The sequence below is a fragment of the Burkholderiales bacterium genome, from assembly GCA_036262035.1.
Classification (GTDB): domain Bacteria; phylum Pseudomonadota; class Gammaproteobacteria; order Burkholderiales; family SG8-41; genus JAQGMV01.
Window position 1 is genome coordinate 406,019 of record DATAJS010000010.1, and the last position, 20,237, is coordinate 426,255.

Genomic DNA, 20,237 nt, shown 5'->3' on the forward strand with positions numbered 1-20,237 from the left:
CGGGCCTTTGCCTGCCGGCGAGGGCGCCTGCGTTACGGCGCGAGCCTGACGATCTCCCAGCTTCCCGCATTCTTGCGATAGACCAGCCGGTCGTGCAGCCGGTTCGGACGGCCCTGCCAGAACTCGACGGTCTCCGGTATCACCCGATAGCCGCCCCATTCGGCGGGACGCGGCGGGTTGGGGCCGTATTGCTTCCCGGCCTGCGCGTAGCGCTCTTCGAGGATGGCGCGCGCGGCGACCACCGCGCTTTGAGGTGACGCGATCGCCGCGATGCGGCTGCCGAGCGGACGCGTCGCGAAATAGGCGTCGGACTCTTCCGCCGTCGTCTTCTCGATCGCGCCCTCGGCGCGCACCTCGCGCTCGAGCTCGATCCAGTAGAAGAGCAGCGCCGCGCGCGGGTTGGCTGCGAGCTCGCCGCCCTTGCGGCTTTCGTAGTTGGTGTAGAACACGAAGCCGCGCTCGTCGGCGCCTTTGAGGAGCACGATGCGCGCCGACGGACGGCCGCCGGCGTCCGCGGTCGCGAGGGTCATCGCGTTCACCATCGGCAGCTGCGCTTCGACCGCTTCGGCGAACCACGTGTTGAACTGCGCGATCGGATCGTCCGCGGCGTGCGATTCGTCCAGCGGCTCTCCCGAGTAATCCTGGCGTATGCGCGCGAGGTCCAGAGTCATGGCACGAAGGTGGTGCGCGGCTCGCGGTCCTCGGGGAGCGGGATGAACTCGGGATCGCCCGGCACCATCGGGAACGTGCCGCTCTTCCAGCGCTCGGAGGCTTCGGCGATCAGCTCTTTCGAGCTCGCGACGAAGTTCCACCGGATGTGGCGATCGCTTTCGAGCGCCGACCCGCCGAGCAGCATCACGCGCGCGACCGAGCGCGCGCTCACGCGCACGTGGTCGCCCGCAGGCAGCACCGCGAGGTGATGCTCGGGCAGCGGGGATCCCGCGACCTCGACGTCGCCGCAGACGACGTACACGCCGCGCTCCTCGTGCTCGTGCGGCAGGTCGAAGGCCGAACCGGCTTCCATCTCGACCGCGAGATAGAACAGCGGCGAGTAGGTCGGCGTCGGCGCGGTGCGCCCGTACGCGGTGCCGGCGATGAGATGCATGTCCACACCCGGCAGCGTGATGCGCGGCACCGTGCTCTTCGGGTGGTGGCTGAACGTCGGTTCGCAGCCTTCGTGCTCCAGCGGCAGCGCCACCCAGGTCTGGATGCCGTGCAGCTTCGGTCCCGCGGGGCGCAGGTCGTCGGGGCTGCGCTCCGAATGGGCGATGCCCTTACCGGCCGTCATCCAGTTCACCGCGCCGGGCTCGATGCGCTGCACGGTGCCGAGGCTGTCGCGGTGCATGAACGCGCCTTCGAAGAGATACGTCACCGTCGCGAGCCCGATGTGCGGGTGCGGCCGCACGTCGACTCCGGTCCCGGGCGCGAGCTGCGCCGGCCCCATGTGATCGAAGAAGATGAAAGGGCCGACCATCTGGTGCGGATGGCCGGGGAGCAGACGGCGTACTTGGAAGCCCCCCAGATCCTTCACGTGGGGCTTGAGCAGAGAGACGGCGGACATACAGAGTGTTAAGTGTTGAGTGTTGAGTGTTGAGTGAAAAGCCACTCCATGGCGACACCCTACACTAAACACTCACAACTCAACACTTGCGGCTTCAGCCGCCGGTCGTTTCACCGCCCATCACCTGCAGGACGATCCCGGTGATGTAGGACGAATCCGCGTCCGACGCGAGAAACACGTACGACGGCGCGAGCTCCTCCGGCTGGGCGGGCCGGCCGATCGGCGCCTGCTCGCCGAACTTCGCGACCTTTTCCGGGGTCATGCCGTCGTCCGAGGGATTGAGCGGCGTCCATACCGGTCCCGGCGCGACCGCGTTCACGCGGATGCCTTTCTCGATGAGATTCTGCGCGAGCGTCTTGGTGAAAGCGTTGATCGCGCCTTTGGTCGCCGAGTAATCGGGTAACTGCGCCGAGCCCATGATGCCGGTCTCGGAGCTCGTCGCGATGATCGCCGCGCCCGCTTTCATGTGCTTCAGCGCGGTGCGGCACAGGCGGATGTAGGCGAGGATGTTCACCTCGAAGGTGGTCGCCAGCTCTTCGTCGGTGAGCTCGTCGAGCGATTTCTTGCGGTTCTGGTGCGCCGCGTTCGACACGAGGATGTCGAGCTTGCCGAGCTCGTTCACGGCCTGCTCGACCAGGTGCTTGCAGAACTTGATGTCCGAGAGATCGCCGGGGATGAGCACGCAGCGGCGGCCTTCGGCTTCCACCGCGCGGCACGTCTCGTCCGCATCGGTCTGCTCCTCGGGCAGGTACGAGATCGCGACGTCCGCGCCTTCACGCGCGTAGAGCACCGCGACCGCGCGTCCGATACCCGAATCGCCGCCGGTGATGAGCGCGCACTTGCCTTCGAGCTTGCCGGCGGCCTTGTAGCGCGCGGCCTGATAGCGCGGTCGCGGATCGAGATCCGCTTCGAGCCCCACGCCTTCCTGTTTCTGCTCGGGAAACGGCGGCTTGGGCTCGCTTTGCATCTGAGGCGTGGCGCTCGCCTGGGGGCTGCCTTCGAGGTCGCTGGTCTTGCGCTTCGCGGGCTGCTTGGCGGAGGAGGATTTCGAACCGGTCGGCATGGCGGTCTCCTGCGGGTCAAGGTCGTATCCGGAACCTTGACCCGCAGCAATGCGCATGCCGCCGGAACGTCATTCCCGACGCGCGCCCGCGGCGCGCGATCGGTAATCCATTTTTTGGGCCCTCGAAAATCAAATGGGTTCCCGCTTTCGCGGGAACGACGTCATGTGCCCGTCAACGGCTACGCTCGGCAAGAAATTCAGCCAGGATGCGCGCGGTGTGCGACTTGTCCGGCGTGCGCACGATCTGCCACGGCGAGCCCTGCACGACGACGCGCCCACCGCCGTCGCCGCCCTCGGGCCCGAGATCGACGATGCAGTCGGCTTCGGCGATGACGTCGAGGTTGTGCTCGATCACGACGACGCTGTTGCCGGCGTCGACCAGCCGGTGCAGCACGTGGATGAGCTTCTCGACGTCGGCCATGTGCAGGCCGACGGTCGGCTCGTCGAGCACGTACAGCGTGTGCTTCACCGCGCCGGCACGTCCCGGCCGATCGCCCGCGTCGCTCACATCGGTGCGCACCTTGGAAAGCTCGGTCACCAGCTTGATGCGCTGCGCCTCGCCGCCGGACAGCGTCGGACTCTGCTGGCCGAGCGTGAGGTAACCGAGCCCGACGTCCTGCAAGAGGCGCAGGCAGTGATGGATGGCGCGATGCGCGGCGAAGAAGTCGACCGCCTCGTCGACGCTCATCAGCAGCACTTCGCCGATCGACCTGCCCTTGAAGCGCACCGACAGGGTCTCGGGATTGAAGCGCTGGCCGTGGCAGACCTCGCACGGCACGCGGACATCGGGGAGGAAGCTCATCTCGATGCGCTTCACGCCCTGGCCTTCACATGCGTCGCAGCGGCCGCCGGCGGTGTTGAACGAGAAGCGGCTCGCGGTGTAGCCGCGCATACGCGCTTCGGGCACCTCGGCGAAGAGGCGGCGCACGTTGTCCCAGAAGCCGACGTAGGTCGCCGGGCACGAGCGCGGGGTCTTGCCGATCGGCGTCTGGTCGACTTCGAGCACACGGCCGACGCCTTCCCAGCCTTCGATCGCGCGACAACCCATGAGCGCCGGCGCGGCCTTCCGGTTGCGCGTTTCGGCGACGAGCCGGCACAGGTTGTCGTGCAGCACGTCGCGCGCGAAGGTCGACTTGCCCGATCCCGAGACGCCGGTGACCGCGACGAGGCGCCCGAGCGGCACTCGCACGTCGATGTTGCGCAGGTTGTGCAGGGTCGCGCCGCGCACGCAGATCGCGGGCGCGTTGCGCGCGATGGCGCGGGGCTCGTGCAACGGGTGCTTGAGCGGCTGCGCGAGGAAGCGCCCGGTGATCGACTGCGGCTGCCCGACGAGGTCGTCGGCATGGCCCTGGGCGATCAGCTCGCCGCCGACCTTGCCCGCGCCGGGCCCGAGGTCGATGACGTGATGCGCGCGGCGGATCGTCTCCTCGTCGTGCTCGACCACGATGAGCGTGTTGCCTTTCTTCTGGAGCGCGTCGAGCGTGTCGAGCAGGATGCGGTTGTCGCGGGGGTGCAGGCCGATCGTCGGCTCGTCGAGGATGTAGCAGACGCCGCGCAGGTTGGAGCCGAGCTGGGCCGCAAGGCGGATGCGCTGCGCTTCCCCACCGGAGAGCGTGGGCGCGGCGCGGTCGAGGGCGAGATAGCCGAGGCCGACGTGCTCGAGGAAGCCGAGGCGGCTCCTCAACTCGGGGATGATGTCGCGCGCGATCTCGGCTTCACGTCCCGCCATCGAGACGTCGTCGAAGAAGCGGCGCAGCTTCTCCACCGGCAGCTCGGTGAGTGCGGCGATCGACTGGTCGCGATAGCGGACCGCGAGCGCTTCCTTGTTGAGGCGGCGCCCTTCGCATTCGGCGCAGGTCTCGTCGATCTCCAGCCATTCGAGCCACGAGTCGAGGACGTGGTCTTCCGCGCCGGTCTTCTGGCGCTCTTCGTCGAAGTTCACCTCGTCGATCTTGAGGCCGGTGCCGTAGCACGCCTCGCACCAGCCGTGCTTGGAGTTGAACGAGAAGAGCCGTGGGTCGAGCTCGGGGAAGCTCTTCTGGCACGACGGGCACGCGCGGTTCACCGAGTACACCGCTTCGCTCGTCTTCTGGAGCGACGGGTCCTTCATCACCAGCGCTTTCTCGAGGCTGTCGAGGCCGTCCATGATGTGCACCACACCCTTGCCGTGCTCGAGCGCGGCCTTGAGGCATGCGCGCAGCGTGGCTTCGTTCTCGGGCTTCACCGTGACCTCGGCCACCGGCAGCTCGATGCTGTGCTCGATGAAGCGCGCGAGCCTGGGGAAAGGCTGCGTGGGCACGAACGCGCCGTCCACGCGCAGGTGGGTGTGGCCCTTGCCCGCCGCCCACTTCGCCAGATCGGTGTAGATGCCCTTGCGGTTCACGATGAGGGGCGCGAGCAGGCCGATGCGCTCGTTGCGGTAGTCGCGCATGACCGCGGCGACGATGCTCTCGATCGTCTGCGGCTCGATCGGCACGTTGCAGTCGGGGCAGTACTGCGTCCCGAGCTTCACGTAGAGCAGGCGCAGGAAGTGATAGATCTCGGTCAGCGTCGCGACCGTGCTCTTGCTGCCGCCGCGGCTGGTGCGCTGCTCGATCGCCACCGTCGGCGGGATGCCGAAGATCGCATCGACGTCCGGGCGCGACGCGGCCTGCACGAACTGCCGCGCATAGGCGTTGAGCGATTCGAGATAGCGGCGTTGGCCCTCGTTGAACAGGATGTCGAAGGCGAGCGTCGACTTGCCTGAGCCGGACACGCCGGTGATCACCGTGAACTCGCCACGCGGAATCTCGACGTGGACGTTCTTGAGGTTGTGCTCGCGGGCGTTGTGGACGCAGATGTTGTTCGAGCCGCGTGAGGCGTGAGGGGTGAGGGGCGAGGCGTCCTCGGCGGCAAGCGCCGCGGGGGCGGAGAGCGCGAGCTCGTATTCGCGCAGGGCCTTGCCGGTGTGCGATGCGTCGTGCGCCATGACCTGCGCGGGCGTGCCTTCGGCGACGATCTCGCCGCCGCCGTCGCCGCCTTCGGGACCGAGGTCGATCACCCAGTCCGCCGAGCGGATGACGTCGAGGTTGTGCTCGATGACGATCAGCGAATGGCCCGCGGAGATCAGCTTGCGCAGCGCCTTGAGGAGCTTGGCGATGTCTTCGAAGTGAAGGCCCGTCGTCGGCTCATCGAATAAGAACAGTGTCGAATGTCGAGTGTTGAGTGTTGAGTTGGTTGTCCGTTTGCTGCTGCTCGCCGCTTCGGCCAGGTGGCCGGCCAGCTTCAGACGCTGTGCTTCGCCGCCCGACAACGTGGGGACGGGCTGGCCGAGCTTGAGGTACTCGAGGCCGACATCGGCGAGCGGCTGCAGGACGCGCTGGATCTCCTTGTTCGACTTGAAGAGCGCGAGCGCTTCGGAGACCGTCATCTCCAGCACGTCCGCGATGGAGCGGCCGTCGACCTTCACTTCGAGGATCTCGTCGCGATAGCGGCGGCCGTTGCAGTCGGGGCAGCGCAGATACACGTCCGAGAGGAACTGCATCTCGACGTGCTCGAAGCCGTTGCCGCTGCACGTCGGGCATCGCCCGTTGCCCGAGTTGAAGCTGAACGTGCCGGCGGTGTACTTGCGCTCCCTGGCGAGCGGCTGCTGCACGTACAGCTTGCGGATCGCATCGAAGGCGCCGACGTAGCTCGCGGGATTCGAGCGCGTGGTGCGGCCGATCGGCGACTGGTCGACCATGACCACTTCACCGATCAGGTCGGCGCCTTTGAGCGCCTCGTGCGTGCCCGGTGATTCGGTCGGCTTGCCTTTCTGCTTGAGCAGCGCGGCGTACAGCACGTCCTGGATCAGCGTCGACTTGCCGGAGCCCGACACGCCGGTGATGCACACCAGCCGCCCCAGCGGGATCGCAACGTCGATGTTCTTGAGGTTGTGCTCGCTCGCCCCCAGGATCTGGAGGCGGCCCGAAGCATCGTCATTCCCGCGGAGGCGGGAATCCATTTCGACGTTCGAGGCCCCGACAATGGGTTCCCGATCGCTTCCGCTATCGCGGGTCGGGAATGACGATCTTTCATCGACGTGTTTGCGCCCGGCCAGGTAATCCCCGGTCAGCGACCCCGCCGCATTCCGTACCTGCGAAGCCGCCCCGAAGTACACGATCTCGCCGCCGCGCTCGCCCGGCCCCGGCCCCATATCGAGGATGCGATCGGCGGCGAGCATCACCTGCGGGTCGTGCTCGACGACCACGAGCGTGTTCCCCGCGTCGCGCAGCTTGTGCATGACGTCGACCACGCGGCCCATGTCTCGCGGATGCAGGCCGATCGAAGGCTCGTCGAGGACGAATAGCGTGTTCACGAGCGAGGTGCCGAGCGCGGTCGTGAGGTTGATACGCTGCACTTCGCCGCCCGACAGCGTGCGCGACTGGCGGTCGAGCGTGAGATACGACAGCCCGACGGTGCAGAGATAGTTCGCGCGCGTGCGGATCTCGCCGAGCAATAGCCCGGTCGCGTCGTCGAGCGGCTGCGGCAGCTCGACCGTGTCGAAGAAGCGCTTGGTACGCTCGATCGGCAGCAGCATGAGATCGTGTACCGTGAGGCCCGGCAGCTTTTCCAGCGTCTCGCGCGAGAGCTTTGCACCGAGCGGCAGGAAGCGCTGCGCCGGCGCGAGCACCGCGTCGGCGTTCGCTTTGGAGCCCAGACGCCACGCGAGCGCCTCGAGCTTCAGCCGTGCGCCGCCGCAGGTCGTGCACGCGGTGTAGGCGCGGTACTTCGACAGCAGCACGCGCACGTGCATCTTGTAGGCTTTCGTCTCCAGCCACGTGAAGTAGCGGCCGACGCCGTACCACGTGCCCGGCCACGATTTGCGCCAGCTCTTCCACTCGGGCTCGCCGTGCAGCACCCAGTGGCGCTGCGCGTCGGTGAGCTCGCGCCATGGCGTGTCCAGCGGGATGCCCCGCTTCTTCGCGTACTGGACGAGGTCGTCCTGGCACTCCTTGCCCGAGGCGGTCTGCCACGGCTTCACCGCGCCTTCGCGCAGGGTCTTCGATTCGTCGGGGATGACGAGACCGAAGTCGAGCCCGATGACGCGGCCGAAGCCGCGGCAGGTCTCGCACGCGCCGAGCGGCGAGTTGAACGAGAACAGCGACGGCGTCGGCTCCTGGTAGTGGATGTCGCACTCGGCGCAGTGCAGGTCGCTGGAGAACTTCCAGCAATCCAGCTCGGCCGACTCGTCGCCGACCACGTGCACGTTGACGCGGCCCTGGCCCACCCGCAGCGCCGCCTCCAGCGCTTCCACCACGCGCGAGCGCTCGGCGTTCCCCATGCGGAAGCGGTCCTGCACGACCTCGATGGTGTCCCCGCGCTGCTGGTGGATGCGGGTATAGCCCTGCTGCTCGAGCAGCGCTTTGACTTCGGCTTCGGTGAAGTTCTTCGGGATCGCCACGGGGAAGGTGACGACGAGGCGCGGGTCACCCGATCCGGACGCGCGACGCGTCATGTCGTCCGCGATGCTCTCCGGGTTGTCGCGCCGCACCGGCGCGCCGCAGCCGAGGCAATAGAGCTGCGCACCGCGGGCGTACAGCAGCTTCAGGTGGTCGTTGAGCTCGGTCATCGTGCCGACCGTCGAGCGCGAGGTGCGTACCGGGTTGGTCTGATCGATCGCGATCGCCGGCGGGATGCCTTCGATGGCGTCGACCTGCGGCTTGTCCATGCGGTCGAGGAACTGCCGCGCGTACGGCGAGAAGGTCTCGACGTAGCGCCGCTGGCCCTCGGCGTACAGGGTGTCGAACACCAGCGACGACTTGCCGCTGCCCGATACGCCGGTGACGACGACGAGCTCGTTCGCGGGGATCTCGAGCGTGAGGTTCTTGAGGTTGTTCTGGCGCGCGCCGCGGATGACGATCGCCTCGCGCTGGGCGCGCGGCGACGCTTTGAGCGGAGAAGAGGAAACAGCGGGCTTGTAGCCTGATTCGGGCATCGGACCTGACAGTGGAAAAGCGGTGAGGGAACTGCGGCGGCGGCCCTCGAAAAAGAGCCGCCTGTTGGTGCCCACATTTTACCCGACCGCCACCGCGCGCGGCAGTCGTCGCCCTGTGTTAACGTCGGCGCGAAGGCCGCCTGTTGACGGAGCGGCGGCTCATGGAGATACCGATGGCAGACAAGGTTCTACTGGTCGTTCCCGAAGCGCCCGCGCCCGCCGCCGAGGCGAAGGTGCAGGAGCGCGCGATCGACAGGAAAGGTATACGCCTCGGCGTGCTCGACAACAGCAAGGGCAACGCCGACCACCTCCTGAAGTTCATCGTCGATTCGCTGCAAAGCGAGGTGTCGGTCACCTCGGTCGTGTCCCTGCGCAAGGCGAGCGTGAGCCTGCCGGCGCCCGACGAGATCCTGGATCAGCTCGCGCGCGAGGCGGACGTCGTCGTCAGCGCGATGGCCGATTGAGGGTCCTGCACGTCGTGGAGTGTCCACGACATGGCAGAGCTCAGGAAGCGCGGGCTGGTGACGGCGGTGGTGTGCTCGACCGCGTTCAAGAAGCTGGGTGAGACCCAGGCGAAGATCTTCGGCGTGCCCGACCTGCCCCTGCTGGTGATCCAGCACCCGCTGGGCGGTCTGGACATCGACAGCGTGAAGGCGCGCGCCGAGGTCGCGACGCCGCAGTTCGTCAAGCTGATCAAGGACCACGCCGGCTGACCTCGCGCAGCACGGCCTCCCATTCCGCCGCGACCGATTGCGGCGAATGGTGAGCCGCGACATACGCCTGTCCCGCCGCAATCCGCTCCAGCACCGCGGCGCGATTGTCTAGCCCCCACGCGATGCCGGCGGCGAGGTCGCCGCCGACCGCCGCGAAAGGCTTGAATTCATCGTAGGCCGCGAGCGCGCCGGTGACCGCATAGCGTCCGGCGCGCAGCGCTTCGACGACGCGGTTCGGGCCTTTGGCCGCCGAGAACTCGTCGCTCTTCACCGGGATCAGCACGAGGTCGCACGCGTCGAGCGCTGCCCAGTTGCCGCCGAGCGTCCATTCCTGGAACGTCAGCCTGAGGTCGGGCCCGCTCATCTTCGCGAACGCTGCTTCGAGCCCTTCGCAGCGCCGCGTCAGCGCGACGATCTCCAGCCGGAAGTCCCTGCGCTGAGGCAGCGTCATCGCGGCCTCGAGCAGCGCGGGCAGGTTGAGCGGCGTGCCGAACCACAGCGCGCGCACGCCGGACGCGGCCGGCGACCAGCGCGGCGTTCCGGCAGGACCTTCGTACGGATCGCGGACGAGATGGGCCTCGCGATCGGTCGCGTCCTCGATCGCCGCGGCGAGCCGCAGGCTCGAAGCGGTGACGGTGCCGGCGCGCTCGACCAGCGCGCGGTAATACGGCGTGAGGTCGTGCGGCCGAGAGAAATAATCGTCGCAGACGTCGACCACGGTCGCGACGGCTCGCTCGTGCGCGCGCTCGAGCAGCGCGATGACCTCATGGGGCTCGGTATGGTTCTTGGCGACCACCAGCGCGTCGGCGTCGCGCAGCGCGGGGTGCGCATCGTCGATGGCCTCGCCGGGTGACAGGGCGTACCAGTCGCAGGTATGGCCGCGCTCGCGCAGCGCCTGTAACGGTATGGCGGCGCGATAGCGATAGCTCGCGAGGTCGGACAGGAGATCGGGCGACGAACGCTCGACGTTCGTTCCGGAGACGATCCAGCGGATGCGCATGACGCGGCTAGAATACCCGCAAGACACGAAGAGGAGCATGGCCGTGAGCGATCTCGCCGATCTTTTGAAAGCACCCGGAGCCGCCGTCGAGGCCGACGACGATTTCGAGGCGATCAACGCGCTGTATATGGAGCGCGGCTGGAGCGACGGCCTGCCGATCGTGCCGCCGACCGCGGCGCGGGTCGAGAAGATGCTCGCGTACTGCGACCGCCCGTGGAACGAATCGATCGCGAAGATCGCGCCGCGCTACGGCGAAGCGACGCCGCTGCGTCTGGCGGCGAACGCGGTCATGGCGGGCTGCCGCCCCGAATACTTTCCGCTCCTCGTGCTCGCCGTGGAAGCGCTGTGCGAAGAGCCTTTCAACCTGTACGGCATCCAGGCGACGACGCATCCGGTCGCGCCGCTCGTCATCGTCAACGGCCCGGTCGCGCGAGAGCTCGGCATGAACGGCGGACACAACGCTTTCGGCCCCGGCAACCATGCGAACGCCACGATGGGGCGCGCGATCAGGCTCGCCCTGCTCAACATCGGCGGCGCGATCCCCGGCGCCGGCGACATGTCCACGATGGGCGCGCCGTCGAAGTACAGCTTTTTCGTGTGCGAGAACGAGGAAGGAAACCCCTGGGAGACGCTCGCCGTCGAGCGCGGCTTCGCGGCCGATACGACGACGATCACGGTGGTCGGCGGCGAGCCGCCCCACAACGTCAACGACCACGAAAGCCTTTCGGCCGAAGGGATCCTGACCACGGTCGCGGGAACGATGGCGACGACGGGCAACAACGACGTCTATTACGACGCCCAACCGCTGGTGATCTTCGGCCCCGAGCACGCCAAGACCGTCGCGGACGGCGGCTATTCCAAGGCCGAAGCCAAACGCTTTCTCCAGCAGCACGCCAACCTGGCGATGAATCGCTTCTCGAAGGAGAACATCGAGCGCCGCTTTCGTTCCGGCCCGTTCAAGGCGCGCTACGGCGAGGCGCCGCTCGATACGCTCATCCCGATGGTCGAGCGCGCGGAGAACATCATCGTCGCGGTGATCGGCGGCGCGGGCAAGCATTCGGCGATCGTGCCGACGTTCGGCGCCACCAGGTCGGTGACGCTGCCGCTGCGCACGCAGGAAGGGCAGCTCGCGAAGAGCGTCAAGGATTTCAAGCGGTAAAATACGCGGTGCGTTATCACGCACCCTACGTGTCGATCGCGGTCGATCCGTAGGGTGCGCGTAAGCGCACCGCGCCGTTCAGGCGCGCGATAGCGCGCCCAAGACCTTGTCCGCGGTGAACGGCACCGACCGCAGCCGAACCCCCGTCGCATCGTAGATCGCATTCGCGATCGCCGACGGCACCACCGCCGCCGCGGGCTCGCCCGCGCCCCACGGCGCCTCGCTCGGCCGGTCGATGAGGTCGATCGCGATCTGCGGCACGTCGGGGAAGCGCAGGATCGGATAGCTCTCCCAGTCGACGCTGGTGACGCGCGAGCGGTCGAACTTGACCTCCTCGATCAAGGTGCGGCTCACCGTCTGCACGATGTTGCCTTCGATCTGGTTCTTCAGCCCGTCCGGGTTGATGATCTGGCCGCAGTCGTGCGCGCAGTAGAAGTTCGTCACTTTCACCGCGCCGGTCTTGCGGTTCACCTCGACGTCGGCGACGACCGCGACGTAAGTGCGCACGAGCTCGTACTTGATGTACGAGAAGCCGCGTCCGCGGGCGACGTCGCCGCTGTCGCGGCCGCTGCTCTTGCCAAATGAGCGCGGCGTCCACTGCGCGAGCCTGGCGGCGCGCTCGATGCACTCGGCGCCCCGCGCGTCCTTGAGGTGCTTCAGCCGGTACTGGATCGGATCCGCCCCGGCCGCCGCCGCGACCTCGTCGATGAAGCTCTCGTTCGCATAGGTGTTCTGCATGCGGCCCGGCGTGCGTATCCACGACGGCTTGAACGGCGTGTGCTCGAGCCAGTGCGCGGTCGCTTTCACGTTGGGGAAAGCGTACGGGATCGCGAGCGCCTGGTGGATGTTGCCGGGGAATGCGAGATCCTTCGGCATGCCGGCAAGCTCTGCGGCGACGAGTGTTACCTCGAAGCCTTTCGGCCGGTCCGGGATGTACACGTGCGAGTCCCACGCGACGACGTTGCCGTTCGAGTCGATTGCCGCCGAGTGCTCGAGCAGCGTCGGCGGTCCTTTGGGATCCCAGCCGTGCTCGTCCTGCCGGCTCCATTGCACGCGCACCGGGCGGCCGAGCTCGGTCGCGAGCAGCGCCGCGTCCGCGGCGGCGTCCTCATGGCCGTTGCGGCCGTAACAGCCCGCACCTTCGACGTACACGCAGCGCACGTGGTCGGGCTTCATCGAGAACATGTTGGCGAGCTGCTTCTTCAGCATGTGCGTCGCCTGCGACGCGCTCCACACCGTGAGGCGGCCGTCCTTGTATTCCGCGATGGCGCACGACGGGCCGATCGAGCCGTGGGTATGGATCGCGAAGTCGTAGGTCGCGTGCAGCGTCTTGCCGGTTTTCATCGCGTCGGCGGCGTTGCCGACGTTCTGGAAGACCTCCTCCTTGACGACGTTGGTCGAGCGCACGTGCTCCCACAGCTTCGAAGGATCGGGCAAGCCCTGCCAGTCCGACCATTTCGCCTGGATCGCATCGGCGCAGCGGATCGCCCCCCATTCGTCCTTCGCGACTGCGGCGAGGAAGTTGCCTTTGCGCACCGTCGCAAGGTAGCCGGGAAGCTTCTTCGCCGCGCTGTCGTCGTACGCAACGAGGTCGGCCTTGAGCGCCGCAGGCCGCACCACGCGCGCGTGCACCATGCCCGGGACTTTGACGTCCTGCATGTAGGTGAACCTGCCGTACACCTTGTCGGGAATGTCGAAGCGGCGTATCGGCTTGCCGACGATGGCGTAGGTCGCGGGCGGTTTGAGCGCGACCTTGTCGTTCACCTTGGTCTCGAAGTGGCTGCCGCCGATGAGCTGGGCATAGGGCACGCTCGCGCCGCCGCCGAGGCGCATCACCGCGCCGTCCTTGGCATAGACGCCGTCGCGCGCGAGATTGAGCTTTTGCGCGCCGCGGTCGAGCAGCGCTTCGCGCGCGGTTGCGCACGCGCGGCGGATCTGCATGCCGCCGAGCTGTATGGTGAGGCTGCCCCAGGTCTGGCCCTGGTCGGGTGTCAGGGCGGTGTCGCCCTGCACCAGCGTCACGCGCTCCAGCGGTACGCACAGCTCTTCAGCGGCGATCTGCGACAGCGCGGTCGAGACGCCGGTGCCGAGATCGACCTTGCCCGAATACACCGTGACGCGGCCGTTGCCGTCGATCGCGACGAAGCCGTCGACTTCGTTGGCGGCGACGGTCTTGGTCGCCGTCGCGGCGGCGCCCGCGATCGTCGGCGCCACGCTGAAGGTGACGACGAGCGCGCCGGAAGCTTTGAGGAATTCGCGTCGGGTGAGGATCGTATCGTTCATGACCGTCCTCCTTACGCGGCCTCGGACGCGCGCTTGATCGCGCGAACGATGCGCACGTGCGTGCCGCAGCGGCAGAGATTGCCGGCGAGCGCCTGGCGGATCTCGTCCTCGGTGGGTTTCCTGTTGCGGTCGAGGAGGGTCTTCGCCTGCATGATCATGCCGTTGATGCAATAGCCGCACTGCACCGCCTGCTCCTCGACGAACGCGCGCTGCAGCGGATGCGGCTTCTGCGGCGTGCCGATGCCTTCGAGGGTGAGGATGGTCTTGCCGGCGGCTTCGGACACCGGGATGGAGCACGAGCGCACGGCGCGCCCGTTCATCTCGACGGTGCACGCGCCGCACTGGCCGAGGCCGCAGCCGAAGCGCGGACCGTGCAGGTCGAGATCGTTGCGCAGAACGTACAGGAGCGGGGTCCTGGGATCGTCGACGCGCACGGCGTGTGACCGGCCGTTGACGCGTAGCGTGTAGTTGGCGGCCATCGTTGTCTCCTCCTGTGGGGCGGCAAAACGACTCTAGACCCACCGCCGGCCGCGGGCAACTTCCCCGTCATTCCCGACCCGCGCCAGCGGGAGCTATCGGGAATCCATTTTGATGTCGAAGCCGAAATGGATTCTCGCCTTCGCGAGAATGACGATCACATTTCGCCGAGCGCGCGATTCACCCGCGGCATGACCTCGGTCGCCATCAGCTCCATCGAGCGCTTCGCGAGCACGGGGTCGTGCCAGTCGTGGCCGACGTAGAGCAGCGTGCCGAAAGGCCCGACGTTGTTCCTGAGGCCGACGATTTTCTCCGCGACCGTTTCCGGCGTGCCGTAGATCGGCAGGCGATTGAGCACGTACTCGAGCGTGCATTCCGAATCGGGCATCGCGAGGTCGTGCTTGAACGTGTCGAGCATGCCGCGCGCGCGGCGCTTGGCCATGAGGTTCCAGAAGTAGAAGCCGTAAGCGCCGTTCGGATCGAGCGCGTAGCGCTTCGCCGTCGCTTCGTCGTCGGCCACGAAGATGCTGCGCGCGACGCGCCAGTCCTCGCCGCGGATCGCGTGGCCGCCGCGCTCGCAGCCTTCCTTGTAGGTCGGCCAGTGCGTCGCGAGCCAGTGCGGGTGGATGAAGTTCGCCGAGATCGGCTTCCATCCGCGTGCCGCCGCCGCTGCGAGGCCTTTGGAGTTCGGCACCACGACCGTGATGACGATCGGCGGATGCGGCTGCTGATAGGGCTTCAGCATGCAGCCCTGACCCGCCTCGGCGAGCAGCGTGCGGCGCGTGGAGAGCTTCCAGAACTTGCCGTCGATGTCGTACGGCGGCTCGCCCGCCCACAGCGCGAGGATCTGATCGGCGCACTCGACGAACATCGAGTTGCGGTCGGCGTCGAGGTTCTCGAATATCTCCCAGTCGGAGCGCAGGCCGCCGGGACCGATGCCGAGGATGAAGCGCCCTTCGAGCATGTGGTCGATCATCGCGACGTGCGCCGCGAGCTGCGCGGGATGGCTGTTCGGCAGGTTGAGCGTGCCGGGGCCGAGCTTGATCTGCTTCGTGTCGTGCGCGACGCTCGCGATGAACGACAGCGGCGAAGGAATCGTCTCGCACACGTCGGTGATGTGCTCGCCGATGAACGCTTCGATATAGCCGAGCCGGTCGGCCAGCAGGATCGCTTCGCGATCCTCCTTCAGCGTCTGCGTGTAGTTGCGCGTCTGGGGGTGGATCGGCATGGTGAAGTAACCCAGCTTCATCGTGCTGCCTCTATAGGGTAACGATCATGAACCGCAAAGGACGCAAAGGACGCCAAGGAAAAGCGAAAGAATGCGTAGGGTGCGTTAGCGCCAGCGTAACGCACCGCACCCTTTCGTAGGGTGCGCGCGAGCGCACCGGGGTCCTTTGCGGTGCGTTATCACGCACCCTACGGTCTCTGTCCCACGACCGGTGGGGTAAACAACGCAGCCACTTCGTTGCTGCGCGCCTTTGCGACGTAGCGCTTCGCATCTTCGGGCAGCAGGTAGCGCTGCTCGACCAGCTTCTGCACCGCGGCTTCGTAGCGCTTCACGTAGTCGGCGTGGCTGCCGTAGCGTTCCTCGATCGAAGCCCGCGGGTCGTTGCGCGCGGCGCGCTCGGCGCGGGTGCGCGCGAAAGGCGCGTACGTGCCGTCGCGGTCGCACAGCTCGCCCTCGGGGAACGGCGTGCGATAGAGGTTCCAGCCGGTGTGCGTGCCGAGCGGCACCGCGATGTCGGGGAGCTTCACCCCGGCGAGCTCGTTGCCGTCGGCGTCGACCTGCGGCACGAGCGGCCGGTACGGCTTCGCCATGTCGATCGAGGGGCGCGTCCAGTCGGTGATGACGCCGATCTCGTTCATGAGGCGCGCGACGGTGACTTCCGGAATCGCCGGAAAGCCGAGCTGCGCCGGCAGCGTGAGCGTCGCGTCGGCGAGGCGAGGCACGTTCGACGGCGGCGGCGCCTTGCCGTCGACCCATTCGTCGAGCGCGACGAAGAGCGCGCGCTGCAACGGTATCGGGTTGTGCGGGTTGCGCGGGTTCGTGCAGCTCCCTTTGGTCGAGGTCATGTACGCGCCGGCGTTGTGCTGGGTGCCGGTCACGAGGTAGGAACGGGCGTTGGAAGGCAGCTCGATATCGCCGGTGCCGAGCGGATCGGTCGTCAGCAGCGATGCGCCTTTCTGCCAGTACTCGGTGGAAGTGTTGGTCTCCATCCACAGCGGATCGAAACCGTCGTTGCGAAAGAGGCCGCCGGTCCTGCGCGTCACCGGATCGGTCAGGCGCGCGGTGGAAAAGGGGAACGCCGCTTCGGGAAACGTGTGGTCTTCGTGCTGCGTGCTGGTGCGGTTGGGCTGGCCGAACTCTTCGTTGAGGAAGACGCCGCCCACGCCCGCGGTGTGCGCCATCACCCCGTCGAACACCTTGCGCTGCGCTTCGTCCTGGTTGAAGCCGTCGCGCACGAAATCGCGCAGGAAACGCCCACTCTGCGACGAGCCGTACGCGAGCGCGCGCGTCATCTTCGTTCCCGCCGGGTTCGGCGTGCCTTTGGCATCGCGCGCATCGTTACGCAGGAACGCGACGAAGTCTCGCGTCGCGGCCATGCCGATGCCGAGCACGCGCGGGTTCTTCGCCGGATATTGCAGCTCGTAGATCGAGCCCGGCTCGGGCTTGCCGCCGGTGAGCTGGATCGTGCGCGCATCGGCGTAGCGCCACGCGGTGGCCGCGACCTCGCGGCGCTGACCGTCATCGGTCCGGCGCACCGTGAGCCTGGCGGCGTTGGTGTCGAGGCTCGCCGCTTCGTACGTGAGCCTGAAGCTGTTGCCGTCGGCGCGCGAGCCGCCGTCGCCTTCGTCGCGCGCGCGCGTGCCGCTCACGAACTCTTCGCGGATGCGACGCATGATCGCGGCGCCGTTGTTGGTCGCGACGACCGGTTTCATGCGCAGCCCCGGCGCATCGGGATCCCAGCCGCTCCATGCGAAGGTGTACCCCTGCCGGAAGAACAGGCCGTCGCCGACGTCCGCGGCGACCTTGGGATCGTTGGTGCGGCTCTTGGCTTCGGTGAAGCGCGCATGGAAGTTCATCCGGCCGCGGTTGTTGACGTCGTAGATGAGCTTGCCGTTGCGCTTCGCAGGGTCCGCCGGCCGCATGATGAAGAAATCGGCTTCGTATTCGACGCGGCCCGCAGCATTGCGCGGCGCGCGGTCGAGGTTGACGATCACCGCGTTGCGCGGGTCGCGGGGATCGAGCTCTCCCCTGAACGTGCCCTTCACTTTTTCGTAAGCGCCACCGTCGCCGAACGCGGTTCCCGGCGCGAAAGGCTCGACGGATTCGATCTCGATGGTCGTGATGCGTGCGTAGGCGGTCGTCGACATGAGCGCAAGAGTGCACGCGAGCGTGCGCGTGGTCGGGTTCATCGGGGTCCTCCCCAGGGCGGTTTATGTTACTGCGTAATTTACTGCCGAGGGCGGAGTCGCCGCACCGCGGCTAACGCGCCCTACGCAACGGCATCGATGCCCAGCGCCTGCGCGAGCACGCTGCGCATCCGATCCCAGTGCGAGCCTTCCCAGTAGATCCGGTCGCAGCCGGGGCAGTGCATGAACTGCCGGTATTGCGCCTGGATGCGCTCGGGCACTTTCGCGGCAACTGCCGAAGGATCCGCCGGCTGCAAAGGCAGGTTGCAGTGCAGGCACAGCGCGAACGGCTTCATGTGCTCGGCGAGCGGGTAACGCTGCGCCATCTCGGCGAGCTGCTTCTCGGGTTTGAGCGCGCGCACGAACGCGCCGCGCATGACGTCGCGGCGCTTCAAAAGCTCGCGGTCGCGCGTGAGCACCACGCGCCGCTCGATCGAAGCGATATCGGCGATCTGCGGGTCGTTCAGGGCGTTGTCGTAGATCGTGTCGAAGCCGAGCATGCGCAGCATGCGTCCCAGGCCGCCGAGGTGCGCGTCGGCGACGAAGGCGAGCGGCGTCTCGAAAGGCGCCGCGCCGGGCGCGTGCGTGAAAACCTCGACCTCGTCGTGCTCACGCACCGTGCGGTCGAGCGTGGCCGCCGAGCCGTTGACGGTGATGCGGCCGATCTCGGTGTGCGGCACGCCGAGCGCCTCGATCGCCTGCTTCATCGTCGCGGCGCGCGCGTATTCGTGGACGATCGTCGCGCCGCGCTGCTCGCGCGGCAGGAACAGGTCGAGCTCGGGCGCGAACGTGAACGTTGCCGCGCTCAACGGGAGGGGCCGCAATCCGTTATCATGGGGGTCTTCCGTTCCAAATCCCTCCAGGTATTCATTCCATGGCTCAGTACGTCTATACGATGCGCAGGGTCGGCAAGGTCGTTCCGCCGAAGCGCGTCATTCTGAAGGACATCTCTCTCTCGTTTTTCCCCGGCGCCAAGATCGGCGTGCTCGGGCTGAACGGCTCGGGCAAGTCGAGCCTGCTGCGCATCATGGCGGGCGTCGACAAGGATTTCGAGGGCGAAGCGATACCCATGCCCAACATGCGTGTGGGTTTCCTGCCGCAGGAGCCGCACCTCGATCCGGAAAAGGACGTGCGCGGCAACGTCGAGGAAGGCGTGGGCGAGACGATGGATCTCCTCACGCGCTTCAACGAGATCAGCGACAAGTTCGCCGAGCCGATGGACGACGACGAGATGGCGAAGCTGCTCGAAGAGCAGGGCGAGCTCCAGGCCAAGATCGACGCCGCCAACGGCTGGGAGATCGAGCGCAAGCTCGAAGTCGCCGCCGACGCGCTGCGGCTGCCGGCGTGGGACGCCGACGTCGAGACGCTCTCGGGCGGCGAGCGCCGCCGCGTCGCGCTGTGCCGGCTGCTGCTCTCCGAGCCCGACATGCTCCTCCTCGACGAGCCCACCAACCACCTCGACGCGCTTTCGGTGCAGTGGCTGGAGCAGTTCCTCGAGCGCTATCCCGGCACGGTGGTCGCAGTCACGCACGATCGCTACTTCCTCGACAACGCCGCCGGCTGGATCCTCGAGCTCGACCGCGGCTACGGCATTCCGTACGAAGGCAACTATTCGTCTTGGCTGGAGCAGAAAGAGCAGCGGCTGGAGATCGAAGCGAAGCAGGAGACCGCGCGCATCAAGACGATGCAGCAGGAACTGGAGTGGGTGCGCTCGAACCCCAAAGCGCGCCAAGCGAAGAGCAAGGCGCGTCTCGCCCGCTTCGAAGAGCTGCAATCGCAGGAGTTCCAGAAGCGCAACGAGACCAACGAGATCTACATTCCGCCCGGCCCGCATCTGGGCGACCTCGTCATCGAAGCCGAGAACCTGAAGAAGTCGTTCGGCGATCGCGTGCTCTTCGACAACGTCTCGTTTCGGCTTCCTCGCGGCGGCATCGTCGGCATCATCGGGCCGAACGGGGCGGGCAAGACGACGCTCTTTCGCATGCTGACGGGCGTCGAGAAGCCGGACAGCGGGACCTTGCGCATCGGCGAGTCGGTGAAGATCGCGTACGTCGACCAGAGCCGCGACGCGCTCGACGACAGCAAGACGGTGTGGGAAGAGATCTCCGACGGTCTCGACATGCTCACCGTCGGCAACTACAGCACCTCGAGCCGCGGCTACGTGGGACGCTTCAACTTCAAGGGCACCGACCAGCAGAAGATGGTCGGCCAGCTTTCGGGCGGCGAGCGCAACCGGCTGCACCTCGCGAAGGTGCTCAAGGCGGGCGGCAACGTGCTGCTCCTCGACGAGCCGACCAACGACCTCGACGTCGAGACGCTGCGCGCGCTGGAGGAAGCGCTGCTCGATTTCCCCGGCTGCGCGGTCGTCATCTCGCACGATCGGTGGTTCCTCGACCGCATCGCGACCCACATCCTCGCGTTCGAAGGCGAGAGCCAGGTGGTGTGGTTCGAGGGCAATTACGCCGAGTACATGGAAGACCGGCGCAAGCGCCTGGGCGAAGAGGCCGACAAGCCGCATCGCATCAAGTACAAGGCTTTGATGTAACCAGAAACGGTCATCGCGAGGAGCGATAGCGACGCGGCGATCTCGTGGCGCACGTCTCGGACGCTC

Annotated in this window: 14 protein-coding genes; 4 read left to right on the top strand and 10 right to left on the bottom strand. The window is 67.2% G+C overall.

Features of this window, described 5'->3' with window-relative positions:
• Positions 1 to 32: 32 nt before the first annotated feature.
• The 4 genes from pdxH to uvrA all read right to left on the bottom strand — a co-directional run bounded on the left by pdxH (position 33) and on the right by uvrA (position 8,580).
• Positions 33 to 671 carry a pyridoxamine 5'-phosphate oxidase gene (gene pdxH / locus VHP37_09930; GenBank protein ID HEX2826652.1) on the bottom strand — a complete coding sequence of 213 codons (639 nt, stop codon included), beginning with the start codon at positions 669 to 671 and terminating at the stop codon, positions 33 to 35.
• Positions 668 to 1,561: a pirin family protein gene (locus tag VHP37_09935; GenBank protein HEX2826653.1), complete on the bottom strand. Its 894-nt coding sequence runs from the start codon at positions 1,559 to 1,561 to the stop codon at positions 668 to 670. Before VHP37_09935 ends, pdxH begins: the two co-directional genes overlap by 4 nt.
• Positions 1,562 to 1,655: 94 nt before the next feature.
• A complete protein-coding gene (locus tag VHP37_09940) occupies positions 1,656 to 2,624 on the bottom strand; it encodes an SDR family oxidoreductase (GenBank protein HEX2826654.1) in 969 nt (322 codons plus the stop codon).
• 172 nt (positions 2,625 to 2,796) lie between these two features.
• Positions 2,797 to 8,580, bottom strand: a complete 5,784-nt coding sequence (gene uvrA / locus VHP37_09945; protein ID HEX2826655.1) for an excinuclease ABC subunit UvrA — start codon at positions 8,578 to 8,580, stop codon at positions 2,797 to 2,799.
• A 173-nt stretch (positions 8,581 to 8,753) separates the two neighbouring features.
• On the opposite strand from uvrA, the gene VHP37_09950 reads away from it, so the two are divergent.
• Positions 8,754 to 9,044, top strand: coding sequence for a hypothetical protein (locus tag VHP37_09950; protein HEX2826656.1), 291 nt, complete (start codon positions 8,754 to 8,756; stop codon positions 9,042 to 9,044).
• A gap of 30 nt (positions 9,045 to 9,074) precedes the next feature.
• Positions 9,075 to 9,293, top strand: coding sequence for a hypothetical protein (locus tag VHP37_09955; GenBank protein HEX2826657.1), 219 nt, complete (start codon positions 9,075 to 9,077; stop codon positions 9,291 to 9,293).
• On the opposite strand, the gene VHP37_09960 is transcribed toward VHP37_09955, so the two are convergent.
• Complete coding sequence (locus tag VHP37_09960; protein ID HEX2826658.1) at positions 9,274 to 10,293, bottom strand: hypothetical protein; 1,020 nt, start codon at positions 10,291 to 10,293, stop codon at positions 9,274 to 9,276. The genes VHP37_09955 and VHP37_09960 overlap by 20 nt on opposite strands.
• A 43-nt stretch (positions 10,294 to 10,336) precedes the next feature.
• On the opposite strand from VHP37_09960, the gene VHP37_09965 reads away from it, so the two are divergent.
• On the top strand, positions 10,337 to 11,452 hold the full coding sequence (locus VHP37_09965; GenBank protein HEX2826659.1) for a hypothetical protein: 1,116 nt from the start codon (positions 10,337 to 10,339) through the stop codon (positions 11,450 to 11,452).
• A gap of 78 nt (positions 11,453 to 11,530) precedes the next feature.
• Here VHP37_09965 and VHP37_09970 read toward each other — a convergent pair whose 3' ends face one another.
• The 5 genes from VHP37_09970 to VHP37_09990 form a co-directional block, all read right to left on the bottom strand.
• Positions 11,531 to 13,735 carry a molybdopterin cofactor-binding domain-containing protein gene (locus VHP37_09970; protein ID HEX2826660.1) on the bottom strand — a complete coding sequence of 735 codons (2,205 nt, stop codon included), beginning with the start codon at positions 13,733 to 13,735 and terminating at the stop codon, positions 11,531 to 11,533.
• Between the two features lie 11 nt (positions 13,736 to 13,746).
• The gene (locus VHP37_09975; GenBank protein HEX2826661.1) at positions 13,747 to 14,214 is read right to left on the bottom strand and encodes a (2Fe-2S)-binding protein; all 468 of its coding nucleotides are present in this window, start codon (positions 14,212 to 14,214) and stop codon (positions 13,747 to 13,749) included.
• A 155-nt stretch (positions 14,215 to 14,369) separates the two neighbouring features.
• Positions 14,370 to 15,461 (bottom strand): LLM class flavin-dependent oxidoreductase, encoded by a 1,092-nt coding sequence (locus VHP37_09980; protein ID HEX2826662.1) that lies wholly within the window; start codon positions 15,459 to 15,461, stop codon positions 14,370 to 14,372.
• Positions 15,462 to 15,628: 167 nt separating this feature from the next.
• Positions 15,629 to 17,629 (bottom strand): alpha/beta hydrolase domain-containing protein, encoded by a 2,001-nt coding sequence (locus VHP37_09985; GenBank protein ID HEX2826663.1) that lies wholly within the window; start codon positions 17,627 to 17,629, stop codon positions 15,629 to 15,631.
• 80 nt (positions 17,630 to 17,709) lie between these two features.
• A complete protein-coding gene (locus VHP37_09990) occupies positions 17,710 to 18,435 on the bottom strand; it encodes a Mut7-C RNAse domain-containing protein (protein ID HEX2826664.1) in 726 nt (241 codons plus the stop codon).
• 65 nt (positions 18,436 to 18,500) lie between these two features.
• Here VHP37_09990 and ettA point away from each other — a divergent pair, with 65 nt between their 5' ends.
• Complete coding sequence (gene ettA, locus VHP37_09995) at positions 18,501 to 20,171, top strand: energy-dependent translational throttle protein EttA (GenBank protein ID HEX2826665.1); 1,671 nt, start codon at positions 18,501 to 18,503, stop codon at positions 20,169 to 20,171.
• The last annotated feature ends 66 nt before the right edge of the window (positions 20,172 to 20,237 follow it).

Excerpts from the sequence above, each read along its gene's own strand:
- VHP37_09950 (HEX2826656.1), top strand. The coding sequence starts at position 8,754 with ATGGCAGACAAGGTTCTACTGGTCGTTCCCGAAGCGCCCGCGCCCGCC.
- pdxH (HEX2826652.1), bottom strand. The coding sequence starts at position 671 with ATGACTCTGGACCTCGCGCGCATACGCCAGGATTACTCGGGAGAGCCG.
- ettA (HEX2826665.1), top strand. The coding sequence starts at position 18,501 with ATGGCTCAGTACGTCTATACGATGCGCAGGGTCGGCAAGGTCGTTCCG.
- VHP37_09960 (HEX2826658.1), bottom strand. The coding sequence starts at position 10,293 with ATGCGCATCCGCTGGATCGTCTCCGGAACGAACGTCGAGCGTTCGTCG.
- VHP37_09955 (HEX2826657.1), top strand. The coding sequence starts at position 9,075 with ATGGCAGAGCTCAGGAAGCGCGGGCTGGTGACGGCGGTGGTGTGCTCG.
- uvrA (HEX2826655.1), bottom strand. The coding sequence starts at position 8,580 with ATGCCCGAATCAGGCTACAAGCCCGCTGTTTCCTCTTCTCCGCTCAAA.
- VHP37_09975 (HEX2826661.1), bottom strand. The coding sequence starts at position 14,214 with ATGGCCGCCAACTACACGCTACGCGTCAACGGCCGGTCACACGCCGTG.
- VHP37_09940 (HEX2826654.1), bottom strand. The coding sequence starts at position 2,624 with ATGCCGACCGGTTCGAAATCCTCCTCCGCCAAGCAGCCCGCGAAGCGC.
- VHP37_09985 (HEX2826663.1), bottom strand. The coding sequence starts at position 17,629 with ATGAACCCGACCACGCGCACGCTCGCGTGCACTCTTGCGCTCATGTCG.
- VHP37_09935 (HEX2826653.1), bottom strand. The coding sequence starts at position 1,561 with ATGTCCGCCGTCTCTCTGCTCAAGCCCCACGTGAAGGATCTGGGGGGC.
- VHP37_09980 (HEX2826662.1), bottom strand. The coding sequence starts at position 15,461 with ATGAAGCTGGGTTACTTCACCATGCCGATCCACCCCCAGACGCGCAAC.
- VHP37_09970 (HEX2826660.1), bottom strand. The coding sequence starts at position 13,735 with ATGAACGATACGATCCTCACCCGACGCGAATTCCTCAAAGCTTCCGGC.